At 68.8% G+C, this 13186-nt stretch carries 13 protein-coding genes; 1 reads left to right on the forward strand and 12 read right to left on the reverse strand.

The annotated features are described in order from the left end of the window. Positions 1-282 precede the first annotated feature (282 nt). Together WI697_RS25550 and WI697_RS25555 are read right to left on the reverse strand one after the other, a co-directional pair. The gene (locus WI697_RS25550) at positions 283-1848 is read right to left on the reverse strand and encodes a class I adenylate-forming enzyme family protein (RefSeq protein WP_345960437.1); all 1566 of its coding nucleotides are present in this window, start codon (positions 1846-1848) and stop codon (positions 283-285) included. Between the two features lie 93 nt (positions 1849-1941). Continuing rightward, the gene (locus tag WI697_RS25555; protein ID WP_345960438.1) at positions 1942-2745 is read right to left on the reverse strand and encodes a crotonase/enoyl-CoA hydratase family protein; all 804 of its coding nucleotides are present in this window, start codon (positions 2743-2745) and stop codon (positions 1942-1944) included. 132 nt (positions 2746-2877) lie between these two features. Here WI697_RS25555 and WI697_RS25560 point away from each other — a divergent pair, with 132 nt between their 5' ends. Then, complete coding sequence (locus tag WI697_RS25560) at positions 2878-3663, forward strand: transcriptional regulator (protein WP_345960439.1); 786 nt, start codon at positions 2878-2880, stop codon at positions 3661-3663. An 80-nt stretch (positions 3664-3743) separates the two neighbouring features. Here the strand turns inward: WI697_RS25560 and WI697_RS25565 are convergent, their stop codons facing one another. The 10 genes from WI697_RS25565 to WI697_RS25610 all read right to left on the reverse strand — a co-directional run bounded on the left by WI697_RS25565 (position 3744) and on the right by WI697_RS25610 (position 13100). Beyond that, positions 3744-4511 (reverse strand): HpcH/HpaI aldolase family protein, encoded by a 768-nt coding sequence (locus WI697_RS25565; RefSeq protein ID WP_345960440.1) that lies wholly within the window; start codon positions 4509-4511, stop codon positions 3744-3746. Positions 4512-4519: 8 nt separating this feature from the next. Next, positions 4520-5302 (reverse strand): fumarylacetoacetate hydrolase family protein, encoded by a 783-nt coding sequence (locus WI697_RS25570; RefSeq protein ID WP_062764409.1) that lies wholly within the window; start codon positions 5300-5302, stop codon positions 4520-4522. A 19-nt stretch (positions 5303-5321) separates the two neighbouring features. After that, positions 5322-6776, reverse strand: coding sequence for a 2-hydroxymuconic semialdehyde dehydrogenase (locus WI697_RS25575; RefSeq protein ID WP_345960463.1), 1455 nt, complete (start codon positions 6774-6776; stop codon positions 5322-5324). 5 nt (positions 6777-6781) lie between these two features. Next, positions 6782-7486, reverse strand: a complete 705-nt coding sequence (locus WI697_RS25580) for a class II aldolase/adducin family protein (protein WP_345960441.1) — start codon at positions 7484-7486, stop codon at positions 6782-6784. A gap of 4 nt (positions 7487-7490) precedes the next feature. Then, a complete protein-coding gene (locus WI697_RS25585; protein WP_014753189.1) occupies positions 7491-8348 on the reverse strand; it encodes a VOC family protein in 858 nt (285 codons plus the stop codon). Beyond that, on the reverse strand, positions 8345-9220 hold the full coding sequence (locus WI697_RS25590; RefSeq protein ID WP_345960442.1) for a VOC family protein: 876 nt from the start codon (positions 9218-9220) through the stop codon (positions 8345-8347). The genes WI697_RS25585 and WI697_RS25590 overlap by 4 nt, the downstream gene beginning before the upstream one ends. A gap of 73 nt (positions 9221-9293) precedes the next feature. Next, a complete protein-coding gene (locus tag WI697_RS25595; RefSeq protein ID WP_345960443.1) occupies positions 9294-10265 on the reverse strand; it encodes a TRAP transporter substrate-binding protein in 972 nt (323 codons plus the stop codon). Further along, positions 10262-11215, reverse strand: coding sequence for a 3-hydroxyacyl-CoA dehydrogenase family protein (locus WI697_RS25600; RefSeq protein ID WP_345960444.1), 954 nt, complete (start codon positions 11213-11215; stop codon positions 10262-10264). The genes WI697_RS25595 and WI697_RS25600 overlap by 4 nt, the downstream gene beginning before the upstream one ends. Continuing rightward, a complete protein-coding gene (locus tag WI697_RS25605; RefSeq protein ID WP_062764419.1) occupies positions 11215-12486 on the reverse strand; it encodes a TRAP transporter large permease in 1272 nt (423 codons plus the stop codon). Before WI697_RS25605 ends, WI697_RS25600 begins: the two co-directional genes overlap by 1 nt. Next, positions 12483-13100: a TRAP transporter small permease gene (locus WI697_RS25610; protein WP_296713713.1), complete on the reverse strand. Its 618-nt coding sequence runs from the start codon at positions 13098-13100 to the stop codon at positions 12483-12485. Before WI697_RS25610 ends, WI697_RS25605 begins: the two co-directional genes overlap by 4 nt. Between the last annotated feature and the right edge of the window lie 86 nt (positions 13101-13186).

A 13186-nucleotide genomic window follows, 5' to 3' on the forward strand; every position in this document is an offset into this window, starting at 1 on the left:
TCCCGGCAAACGGGACAAAACGAGTCCGAAACCACCCCCCGCATGATGTCGCAACTGATCGGCTTCATCTCTACAGCTGAAATCAGGCGGCTTCTCTCCAGGCTTCTGTTCGCGACACAACACCACGCAGGGGACGTCTGGGCATGGTTTCGGTGGCGGCAGTCACATCAAGCGGTTGCGGCCATTTCGCATCGGGCGAAAGATATAATATGCAACTGTAGTACTAAGCCGAGATGATTGCGCCGGGCCAGGTTCGTCGGGCCCGGCGCATGTTGCTGAGCGTCAGCCCGCCCGATGCGTGTCGCGCAGGGCCTTGCGGTTCAGCTTGCCGACCGCGGTTTTGGGGATCGCATCCACCACGATCACCCGGCGCGGCTTCTTATAGCCGGCGAGGCGTTCGCCCGCGAAGCTGCGGAGTTCCTCGGTGAAGGCCTCGGGCTCGGCCGCGGCGCGGGCGCGGTGGTCGGGGCGGAGCGCCACCACCGCGGTCACCGCCTCGACCCATTGCGGATCGCTGAGGCCGATCACCGCGCATTCGGCGACGGCCGGATGGGCGGCCAGCACGTCTTCCACCTCGCGCGGATAGACGTTGTAGCCGCCGGTGACGATCATGTCCGAGGTGCGGTCCAGAAGGTGCAGATAACCGCGGTCGCAGATCCGGCCGATATCGCGGGTGCGCATCCAGCCCTCGGGCAGCAGGGTTTCGGCGTTGAGCGCCGGCGCGTCCAGATAGCCCTTCATCCGCTGGGGCGCGCGGACCGCGATCTCACCGGGTTCACCCGCCGGCACGTCCTGGCCGGCGGCATCGACGATGCGGAGTTCGACATCCAGCGCCGGCCGGCCGGCGGCGCCCAGCAGCTCCGGCACATGGTCTTCGGGGCGCAGCACCGAGATGGTCAGCGGGCATTCGGTCTGGCCGTAATACTGCCAGAAGCGGTGCTGCCCCCACATCGCCATCGCCCGCTCGATCACCGGCCGCGGCATGGGCGAGGCGCCGTAGATGATCGTCTTCAGCCGGCTGTCCGCCACGGCGGCCGCCCCCGGCCGGTCGAGCAGCATGCCCAGCATGGTCGGCACCATGTTGATCGCGGTGATGCCGTCCTCGACGATCCGGGCCAGATAGGCGTCGGGTTCGAAGCCGCGCATGATCACCGTGCGGCCGCCGCGCAGCCAGAAGGGCAGAACGAACACGCCGCTCGCATGGATCAGCGAGGCGGCATGGAGCATGGCGTCGTCGGGCCCGGCCGGCAGCAGGTTCAGCAGCACGTTGCGGCAGATCGCGGCATAGGAGGCCTGGGTGTGCTGGGCGGCCTTGAGCGTGCCGGTGGTGCCCGAGGTGAAGAGGGTCAGCACCACGTCGTCGGCTTCAACCCGGATCGCGGGCGGGGTGGTGGGCTGGTCGGCCGCGGCCGCCACGATGTCGCTGCCACCGCCCTCGGTCGTGCCAAGGCCGAGCAGGGTGAGATCAGGCAGTTCGGCGGCAAGCTCTGCTGCCCGTCCCGCGAGTTCCGGCCCGTAGACCAGGGCGCCGACCGGGGTTTCGCGCAGCATATGGGCGTGTTCGCGCAGCGACAGCCTGGAATTCAGCGGCACGCGGTCGATGCCGGCGCGCACGCAGGCGAAATCGACCGGCACGCTCATCAGCCCGTTGTCGAGCAGCAGGGCCACGCGGGTGCGGTGCCCGAGCCCTGCGGCATGGAAGGCATTGGCGAGCCGGGCGGAGAGCTGGTCGACCTCGGTGAAGGTCAGGCTCCGGCCTTCGAACTCGATGGCGGTGCGCGGGCCGTGCCAGCGCGCACCCTGGTCGATCAGGTCGCGGTAGAGAGGTCCACAGGTGGTGGCCGACATCGGACGTCTGGTCTCCCTGTCACGGGGCCGCGGGCTTGGGCGCGGCCGGCATGGTTGCATGGTTCTGCCCCGGTGAGGTCCGGGGTTCTTCCGTCAGTCCTCGAAACTGCCATGGCGCCCGGCCCCGGCGGCGAAACGGCCGGCCCCGGCGATGGCTTCCTCGAACACGATCGGATAGCCGCCGGCGCCTTCGCGCGCCAACGCCTCGGCCATCGGCAGATCCCATTGGCCGATCGCCGATCGCCGGTCGGCGCGCATGCAGGCCTGCGGGAAGGCGGCAATCTGGCGGGCGAGCGCCTCTGCCGCTGCGCGGGCCTCTCCCTTCGGCACCACACGGTTGGCGAGGCCGATCGCCAGCGCCTCTGCCGCATCGACCGGGCGGCCGGTCAGGATCATGTCCATGGCCCGGCCATGGCCCACGATCCGCGGCAGGCGTACCGTGCCGCCATCGATCAGAGGCACGCCCCAGCGGCGGCAGAACACGCCGAACACGGCATCTTCTTCGGCAACCCGCAGGTCGCACATCAGGGCCAGTTCCAGCCCGCCGGCCACGGCATGGCCTGCAACCGCGGCGATGACCGGCTTGTCGATCACCATCCGGCTGGGCCCCATCGGCCCGGGCCCGGTGCCGGTCGGCTCCACCTCGTTGCGCAGATCCGGGTCGCCCAGGGCGCGCAGATCGGCCCCGGCGCAGAAGGTACCACCCGCCCCCCAGAGCACGATCACCCGCACATCGGGATCAGCATCGGCGGCGGCGAAGGCGGCGCGCAGCGCCTGGGCCGTGGGCCGGTCCACCGCATTGCGCCGTTCGGGGCGATCCAGGATGATGGTTGAAATCCCGGCGGCGGTTTCGACCCTGACGGGCTGGCGTTCGGACGTGGTATCATCTGGGTTCATCGGGCGCCTCCGTCGCATCAAACCGTTTGCTTCAGTCTATGGTATTTAATGACGATCGACGAAACATCGCAAGCCGACGCTTCAGTTTCCACCGAAACGGTCACGAATCCAACCCCGCCCAACGCGCGGGAGATGGTTCTGGATCTTCTGACGACACATGACGCCCATGAACTGCCGCTGAAGGCGCTGGTCCGGGCCGGCAATCTGTTCGGCTATACCGATCAGACGGTGCGGGTGGCGCTCAGCCGGCTGAAGGCGGACGGGGTGATCGCCTCGCCGGCGCGGGGCGTTCATGCACTGGCCGCGGCCGGCGCGCTGGTGCGCGAGGTGGAAGGCTGGCGGCGGCGGGAAGGGCGTCTGGTCGCCTGGTCCGGTGCCTGGATCGGCGTCGCCGATGCGGCGATCGACCGGACGGACCGGCCGCAGCTTCGCCGCCACGACCGCGCGCTCAGGCTGCGCGGCTTCCGGCAGCTGACCCAGGGGGTGTGGATCCGGCCCGACAATCTGGCCGGCGGCACGACGGCGCTGCGGGATGATCTGGCGCAGCTGGGTCTGGCGCCCCTCGCGACCGTGTTTCGCCTGGATGATCTGGCCCCGGAGGATGAACGTCGCGCCCGCGCCCTCTGGGATGCCGCCTCCATGGACCGGACGGAGGCCGATCTCGACCGGCTGCTGGTGCTCGGCAATGCGGCGCAGGATGCGGTGGAGCGCGGGGAAGCGGCGCCCGAGCCGGTGGCGGCGGACTCGCTCGCCATCGGCCGCACGGTGATCCGCAATCTGGTGCGCGATCCGCTGCTGCCCGACGAACTGCGCCCGGGCGAGACGCGGCGCCGGCTGACCGAGGGCATGATCGCCTATCAGCTCCGCGCCAAGGCGCTCTGGATCCGGCTGCTCGACCAGTGGGCGGCGGGCGGCTGAACATGACCGGGGGAGAATGGGCAACGGGGGAGAATGGCCATGCCATCCTCCCCCGCACCTCGTTCCGATCGCGTCAGATGTCAGCTGCCGCGAACCTCGGCCAGCATGGCCTTCGCACCGGCCATCAGCACGCCGATATCGACCCCGGCGGCCACGAAGCGATAGCCCCAGTCGACATAGCGCCGGGCATCGGCGGCGTTGGTCGCCAGGATGCCGGGGGCCTTGCCGGTGGCGGCGATACGGGCGGCGGCGTCCTTCAGTGCGGCCTGCACCTCGGGATGGCCGGGCCGGCCCAGATGACCCATCGAGGCCGCGAGGTCCGAGGGGCCGATGAACACGCCGTCGACCCCGTCGACCGCCGCGATTTCTTCCAGCCGGCCCAGCGCCTCGCCGGTTTCCACCTGAACGAGGACGCAGATCTCCCGGTTGGCGACCGCGAAGTAATCCTCGGTCTGGCCATAGCGGCTGGCGCGGGTGGCACCGGCGACGCCGCGCACGCCATGGGGCGGGTAGCGCGAGGCCAGCACGGCGGCAGCGGCTTCTTCCGCCGACTGGACGAAGGGCACCAGCAGGGTCTGGGCGCCGATGTCGAGCAGGCGCTTGATCAGCACCTTGTCGTTCCAGGCCGGGCGCACCACCGCCGAGGCGGTGCCGGTGGCGGCCGCCTGAAGCAGCGGCTGCACGCCGGCCACATCCACCGGCGAATGCTCGCCGTCGAAAAGCAGCCAGTCGAAGCCGGCCAGCGACAGGGCTTCCGAGGCGACGGGGCTTGCCAGCGACAGCCAGAAGCCGTTCAGAACCTCACCGGCGGTAAGCCGGCGCTTGAAGTCGTTGCGGGGGGCCTTCATCGCGCACCTCAGACGAACTGCACGGCGACGGCGCCGAGCGGGCCGAAATCGGCATGCAGCGTGTCGCCCTTCTTCGCCCAGACCGGCCGGGTGAAGCTGCCCGAGAGCAGCATATGGCCGGGTTCCAGCGTCACGTCGAAGGGGGCGAGCTTGTTGGCGAGCCAGGCCACCGCCATGGCCGGATGGCCGAGCACACCGGCGGCGAGGCCGGTCTCCTCGATCTCGGAATTGCGGTAGAAGATGGCGCCCACCCAGCGCAGATCGACATCGGTCGGCCGCACCGGCCGGCCGCCCAGCACCAGGCCGGCGGCAGCACCGTTATCGGCGACGGTGTCGAAGATCCGGCGCGGCTCGGTCACCCGGGCATCGATGATCTCGATTGAGGGCACGACCCATTCGGTGGCGCGCAGCACGTCGACCAGGCCGACATTCGGGCCCTTCAGCGGTTCCTTCAGGATGAAGGTCAGCTCGGGCTCGACGCGGGGGACGCAGAAATCCTCGAACCGCACCTTGGCGCCGTCGGCGAGCACCAGATCGTCGAACATATAGCCGTAATCCGGCTCGTCGATCTTCGATGCCGCCTGCATGGCCTTGGAGGTGAGGCCGATCTTGTGGCCGATGATCTTCGCCCCGGCCTTCACCTTGGCGGCAGCCACGGCCGAGGAAATCGCATAGCTGTCGGCGATCTCGATCTCGGGGAACATCTCGGACGGGCGCTGGCCCTGCACCTTGGTGCGGTGGCTTTCAAGCAGGCTTTCGACGCAGCGTGCGCGCTGTTCTTCGGTCAGCATGGGAAACCCGATCCCTCTCTCAGAGCTTGATGCAGACGTTGCGGAGTTCGGTATAGAACTCCATCGAATGGATGCCGCCCTCGCGGCCGATGCCCGACGCCTTGGAGCCGCCGAAGGGCGTGCGCAGATCGCGCAGGAACCAGCAGTTCACCCAGGCGATGCCGACCTCGATCGCCTTGGCGGTGCGATGGGCGCGGCCGAGACTGGTGGTCCAGATCGAGGTGGCGAGGCCGTAGGGGGTGTCGTTGGCGAGCGCCAGCGCCTCCTCCTCGGTGTCGAAGGGCGTGACATGGGTGCAGGGGCCGAAGATCTCGTCGCGGACCACGGCCGCATCCTCGGGCAGGCCGGTCCAGACGGTGGGCTCCACCCAGTAGCCGCCGGCATAGCCCGCCACATCCGGCGTGCCGCCGCCGGCGATCAGCGTGGCGCCGGCCGCACGCGCCTTGTCGTAATAGGACAGCACCTTGGCGCGATGCTCGGCGCTGATCACCGGGCCCATGGTGGTGGCGGGGTCGAAGGGGTCGCCGAAGCGGTAGCTGCGCGCCTTGGCCGCCAGCCCCTCGACGAAGCGGTCGAAGATGCCGCGCTGGACATAGAGCCGTTCGGTCCCGAGACACACCTGGCCGGTATTGGCGAAGCAGGCGCGGCCCAGGCCTTCCAGCGTCGCCTCCAGATCGGCATCGTCGAACACGATGCCGGCATTCTTGCCGCCGAGTTCCAGCGACACCGGACGGATGCCGCCGGCGGCCGCGCGCATGATCGCCTCGCCGGTCCGGGTCTCGCCGGTGAAGGTGATGCCGTCGACATCCGGATGGGTGGTCAGGAATTCACCCGCCGCCCCCGGCCCCATGCCGTGGACGACGTTGTAGACGCCGCGCGGGATGCCGACCGCATTCATCACCTCGCCCAGCAGGGTGGCGGTGGCGGGGGTTTCTTCCGAGGGCTTCACGACCACGGTGTTGCCGCAGGCGAGTGCCGGGGCAACTTTCCAGGTCATCAGCAGCAGCGGCAGGTTCCAGGGGCAGACCACCGCGATCACGCCGCGCGGCAGGCGGAGCGCATAGTTGAGCGCGCCGGCCCCGTCCGGGGTCGCCATCTCGAAGGTTTCGGTCGAGGCGGTCAGGATCTGATCTGCGAAGACGTTGAAATTGGCCGCCCCGCGCGGAATGTCGATATGCGAGGCGATCGAGCGCGGCTTGCCGGTGTCGCGGATCTCGGCCGCCAGGAACTCGTCGAAGCGGGCGTTGATGCCGTCGGCCAGCTTGCGCAGCAGGGCGACCCGTTCGGGGATCGACATCCGGCCCCAGGGGCCCTTCAGCGCCGCCTTTGCAGCACCGACCGCCGCATCCACTTCCGCCCGGCCGGCCGCGGAGACCTCGCCGATGACTTCACCCGTGGTCGGAAAATGATTGGCGAAAGCCTCGCCGCTGCCGGCGACGAATTCGCCGTCGATGAAGTTCAGGAAACGGGTCAAGTCGGTCATTCCTTTCGGTCGGCCGGCGGCGTGGCGATGTCGCGCTCGGGATCGCCGTCGGTCAGGTAGTCCCACATGCGTTCGAAGATCAGGCCGGCACGGGTGGCGCGGGCGGCGGCGGCCTCGGGGCCGATCACCGGGGCGGTATCGCCGAGACCGGTGGAAAGGGCGGCAAGCTCGATCCGGCAGACGTCTTCCAGATACCAGGCAAGGCCCACGGCCTCTTCCAGGCTGGCGCCGGCGACGACCGCGCCATTGCCGCGCATCAGCACGCCGGCGCTCTCGCCCATCGCCTCGATCACGCCCGCCGCCTTCTCGTCGTCGCGGACCAGCTGGATGTCGTCCCAGAGCCCGACGCCCGGGGCGAAATAGGTGCCGAAGCCATGGCGCATGCGCGGCACCCGGCCCAGCGCCGCCAGCGCCATCATGCTGGGCGACATGAAGCGCACCACGCCCTGCGCCTCGGGGCGCTTTGCATAAATCCGCTGGTGCAGCCGCACCTCGCCCAGCACGCCCGCCGGCAGGGGGCCATCGACCGGCACCACGGTGCAGGCCTCGCCCGGGCGCACCAGCCCCATCGGCCGCGACGGGCAGACCAGGAAGCGGTCGGCATCGATCCGCGCCGAGCAGTGGCCATAGGCATGCACCAGCCCGGCCCGTCCGAGTGCGCGGGCAGCGACCCGGACGGTTGCAGCAAGACGGTCGGTCATGATCTCAGTCCTTGAAGGCGGCGATGTTCGGTGCCGAACCCCACTGGCAGAAGCCCTTGGGAGCGAAATGGAACTGGCGGTCCCGCCACAGCGGCTCGTCGTGGATCTCGCAGACCCCGGTCGAGTATTCGAAGGTCATGCCGTCGGGGCCGGCGAAATACAGGAACTGCGCCGAAGACGTCGGGTGCCGGCCGGGGCCGAAGGTCACCGTCACCTGGTTGCGGCGCAGATGCGCCAGCGAGCGCTGGATGTCGTCGGTGCTCGCCACCTGGTGGTTGACGTGCTGGATGCCCGGCTGGTGGAAGGGGAACAGCGCCACCGAGTGATGGATGGTGCCGAAGCGCATCAGCGGCGCATCGCCGATCCGGTCCGACACCCGCGCCTTGCAGACATCGGTCCAGAACAGCTCGTCGCGCGCCGGGTCGGTGGAGCAGAGCCCGACATGGGAAAAGCCGGTGATGCCGGCATCGCGGCTGCCGTGATAGCGCTGCGCCGTGGTTTCCGGCCGGACCACGAATTCGATGTGGTTGCCGCTCGGGTCGTCGAAGCGGATGAATTCGCGGACATGGCGGGCATCGCATTCGGCCGGGGTGCCGTAATGGACGGCATGGCCCAGATTCTCCAGCACCGCACCCGCGTTCTGGAGGTCGGCGGAGGTCGCGATCTCGAAGGCCGTCGCCTCCTGCTCGCGGCCGCCCTCGACATAGCACAGCGTGTGGGCGCGGGCGTCGGACTTGAAGTAGATCGCGCCCTTGCGGCGCTCGGCCACCTCAAGCCCCAGGATGTTGACCGCGAACCATTCGGCACCGGCCAGATCGCGGGTGCCGAGACGGCAATAGACGACGTCCTTGAGACCGATCACCTCTCATCCCTCCCCAGAAATTCGGGCGTCGTGCAGGGTGACCCCCAGGCGCAATGCGACAGGGCGGCATCGGCGAACTGGCGGGGCCCACGGCCGGTTACCGCCTCACCCCGCTCCATGCCATGGGCGTAGGAATGCAGCAGGCCGCCGGGGCCGCGGGCGGTGACGAACATGGCGCCCGAGGTCGGCTGGCGGCCGGGGCCGTGGACCACCGGTACCTGGCGGGCCTGGAACAGATACCAGCCCTGCATCACCGCATTGATCCCGTCCACCTCCCACACCGCGCCCAGCAGGCCGTCGCGATCCGAGGGGTAGAGGGCGATGCGGTGATGGGCATCGTCGATGCGCAGGAAGACGGCATCACCCGCCCAGTCCGAGACCTCGGCGCCGATGCCGCGGGTCCAGAAATCCTCGTTCGCCGCCATGTCGGTGCAGGCAAGCTGGACCGATTGCAGACCGGTGATGCCGGCATCGCGCGTCCCGTGATAGCGCCAGCCCGAGGTGAGCGGTCGCCAGACGATCTCGACCGCCACGCCATTGGGGGCGATGACCGACAGCCCGGCCTTGATCTGCCGGGCGGCGCAGGCCGCCGCATCCAGGCGCTGCCGGGGCAGGCCGGGACAGGCGGCTTCAAGCCGCGCCTCGGCCTCGTCCAGCTCGCGGGCATGGGCGACGGTGAGCGCCACCGCGGCGGGGCCGGCCTCGGCCGTGTAGCAGATCGCATAATTGCGCGCATCCGAACGGAAGCGGCGATTGGCATCGTCGTGATCGCCCGGCTGCAGGCCGAAAATGCCGGTGGCGAAGGCCTCGGCGCCGTCCAGATCCTCGACGGGCACCCGCAGATAGCGCAGATCCCGGTAGATATCGGTCATCTCGATCGTCCTCCTGGCCGGCCGTCCCCGGGGGGCGGGGGACGGCGGCCGTGGCAGTGGGAAAGAAGGCGGATCAGAGGCCCGCGGCTTCCTTCTCCAGTTCCTTCAGCAGCGGGGTCTTCTCGCGCCAGGACTGGTACCAGAGGTCGACGGCGCTGCCGAAGAAGGCGCGATCGGCGTTCACCACCGGCACGCTGGTGGTCTTCAGCTTGTCGAGATAGGTGGCGTCGATCTCGGCATAGGCGCCGACGATGCCGTCCAGCTCCTCGGCCATGATCTTTTCGATCACCGCCTGATCTTCCTTGGGCACGGTCTGCCACTTGCGGCCCGAACCCACCGCGATCATCGGGAACATCATGTGGTTCGACGCCACGATGGTGCCGGCATGCTCGTAATACTTCGAGTTCCAGGTGCCCTCGAAATCGATCTGCATGCCGTCGACCTGGCCGTTGGCGAAGGCGTCATAGAGCGCCGGCAGCGGCATGGGGGTGGGGGCCGCACCCAGCCGGGTCCAGAAATCCAGCTCCTGGGCGAAGGGCACGGTGCGCACCTTCTTGCCCGACAGATCCTCGACCGAGGCCACGGGGCCGCGCATCACGATCTGCCGCATGCCGGCCATACCCCAGCCGAAGCCCTTGAGCGCGAATTTGGACACGCCGCCCAGCAGCTTCTGCGCCACGCCGCCCTTCAGGATCTGCCGCGCGCCGGCGGCATCCTTGACGATATAGGGGGCGAGGAAGACGCCGTAATCGGCATCGCGGTTGGCGAATTCACCCAGCGTCAGGAAGGCGAAGTCGAGCGCGCCGGTCTGCAGCTGCTGTAGCATCTGCGCCTCGTTGCCAAGCTGGCCCGAGGGGAAGACCAGAATCTCGACCCGGCCGTTGGTGGCTTCTTTGATGCGCTCTGCGACCGTCACCGCGCTCTTCGACCACTGATGCGGCGGCGGGGTGATCAGGCCCAGCCGATACTGTTCTGCCTGGGCCTCGGCGCCGATCAGGCCGACCATCAATGCGGCGGCGGCGGTCAGGATGCGTGCTGCTTTCATCCCTGGTTTCCTCTCGGGGTCTCGTTATGGGGGGTGGCTTCCTTCTTGGAGAGGAAGACCATGAGGTTGGTCAGGCCGGCATCGCGGCTGGCGGCGATCTCGGCCACCGGCCGCGGATCCGCCTCGGCCATGCCGGAGACGAGGCGGGCGCGGGTGGCGGCGTCCAGGCGCGGTGCGCCCAGCGTCGCCCACCAGCGTTCGAATTCGGGGCCGAGGGCGTCGACGAAACGCCCGATGCCGCCCTCGGCACCCGCCAGATGGAAGACGGTGGAGGGGCCGACGATGCACCAGCGCGGCGCCAGACCCTGGATCACCGCCTGTTCGATATCGGCGAGGCTGGCGATGCCCTCGCTCGCCAGATGCACCGCCTCGCGCCAGAGCGCGGCCTGCAGGCGGTTGACCAGATGGCCGGGCACCGGCCGGGTCAGCGTCAGCACCGTCTTGCCCATCGCCCGGAAGAGGTCGGCGGCGCGCGCCACCATTTCGGGCGCGGTCAGCGTGCCGCCCGACAGCTCCACCACCGGCATCAGATAGGGCGGGTTGCAGGGATGGGCGATCAGCAGGCGCTCCGGCCGGGCCAGCCCGTCGGCCATGTCGTCGGGCGACAGGCCCGACGAGGACGAGGCGATGATGCTGTCCGGGGCCAGATGCGGTTCCAGCGCCGCCAGCGCCCGGCGCTTCAGATCGAGCTTTTCGGGCAGGTTCTCCTGCACCAGCACCGGCGGCGGGCCGGCCTCGGCCGCGGTCGCGACATGGGCCGGCGCGGTCGCCCGCGGGCTGAGCGTGCCCAGGCCCTGCAGCACCGGCAATGCCTGCGCCTGGACGGTGGCGATGCGATCGGCCACCGCCGGATCGGGGTCGATCACGGTCACGTCATGGCCGGCGCCGGCGAAGGCGGCGGCCCAGCCGCAACCGATCAGTCCGCCACCCAGAATCCAGATGCGTGCCATCAGAGCAGATCCTTAAGGCCGGTGGAGAGAACGGGGAAGACGACCAGCAGCAACAGGACCGACAGCACCGCGAAGAAGAACGGCATCAGCAGCACCGCCAGACGTTCGGCCTTCACCTTGCCCATCAGCGAGGCGACGAACAGCCCTGTGCCGACCGGTGGTGTCAGCAGACCCAGTGTCAGGTTCAGGCAGAGCACGACGCCGAAATGGAAGGGATCGATGCCGTAGACGCCTGTGGCGACCGGCAGGAAGACCGGCACGATCAGGATGATGGCGGGGATCGGGTCGCTGATCATGCCCAGCACCAGCAGCAGCACGTTCAGCATCAGCAGGAAGACGATCGGCGAAGCGGTCATCGCCTGCATGGTCTCCGCCACCAGGGCCGGCAGGTTTTCGAAGGTGATGACCCAGCTGAACACCTGGGCGGCGGCGATCAGGAACAGCACGGTCGCCGAGCCGCGCGCGGCATTCAGGAAGGCGGGGAGGATGTCGGCCAGCGTCATCTCGCGATAGACGAACAGGCCGATCAGCACCGCGGCGAGGCTGGCGATCGCGGCCGATTCGGTGGGGGTGGCAAGGCCGCCCAGGATCGAGCCGACGATGATCACCGGAATGGCGGCCGCCGGCAGGGCATCGAGCACGGCGCGGAAGCGGGCGCGGATCGGCATCGCCTCGGTCTTGGGAAAGCCGTGGCGGCGGCCCAGCCACATGATCACGCCGATGAAGGCGAGGAAGATCAGCAGGCCCGGCACGATGCCCGAGATGAACAGGTCGCCGATCGGGATCTGTGCGATCACGCCGAAGATGATGAACAGCATCGAGGGCGGGATGATCGGCGCCAGCAGGCCGCCGGCGGCGGTGATCGCCACCGACACGTCGCGCGGATAGCCGGCCTTTTCCATCTCGGGCACCGCCAGCCGCGACATGATGGTGATCTGCGCCACCGTCGAGCCCAGGATCGCCGCCATCATCATATTGGCGACCAGGTTGACATAGGCGAGCCCGCCGCGGATCGAGCCCAGCATGGCCAGCGCCAGCGCCATCAGCCGTCGGCCGATGCCGCCGGCATTCATGAACTCACCCAGCAGGATGAACAGCGGCAGGGCGAGCAGGCCGTAATTCTCCAGCCCCCCGAACATCTGCTGGCCATAGGACTGGAGCAGGATCAGGTTGCCGGTGGCGAAGATGTAGATCAGGCCGAGGGCGGCGAGCGCGAAGGCGATCGGCATGCCGACCGCCAGCATGGCGAGGAATGAGACGCCCGCGATCATGCCGCCATTTCCTCCCCGCCGGTCAGGCGGCCGGCGAGCGAGGCCAGCACATGGATGGTGGCGGTGACGCAGAAGACCGGCATCACCAGCCAGAACCAGACCTTGTGCATGCCCAGCGTCACGGTCGGCTCCTGATAGATGAAGTTGAAGGTCGAGGCGGTGAAATCCTCGATCGAGGCGGCCTGCAGCACGCCCACCGGATCGAACCAGCGCCAGATCTGCACCGAAAGCACGGCCAGGAAGACCAGCAGCGCCACATCCACCAGGATCGCGAGCCGGCGCCGCGCGGCGGGCCTGAGCGCATCCGGCAGCAGGGTGATCGCAATGTGCTGGCGCCGCGCGAGACCGAGCGAGGCGCCGATGAAGGCCGCCCAGGCCATCAGGAACACGGCCAGTTCGTCGGTCCAGATCAGCGGATTGCCCAGGCTGCGCGAGACGACGTTGCCGAGCAGCAGGCAGAAGATGCCGAACACCGTCAGCCCCGCCGCCCAGGCTTCGACCCCGGCGATGCGGTTGCTGAGTGTCTGCAGGCAGGCGACCGGACCAGGGACGCCGCGGGTGCCGGTGTGCAGCGGGGACTGCGACGCGCCGGCCTCTTCGAGGATTTTTGTCATCGATATTCCTCCCTGCGGGCATAAAATATCGATATTTTGAGCGTGTCAATTTGGAAATTGATATTTTCGGGCAGCCGAACTAGCCT

Origin of the sequence: Tistrella mobilis (genome assembly GCF_039634785.1) — a bacterium.
In the GTDB taxonomy this organism is placed as follows: domain Bacteria; phylum Pseudomonadota; class Alphaproteobacteria; order Tistrellales; family Tistrellaceae; genus Tistrella; species Tistrella mobilis.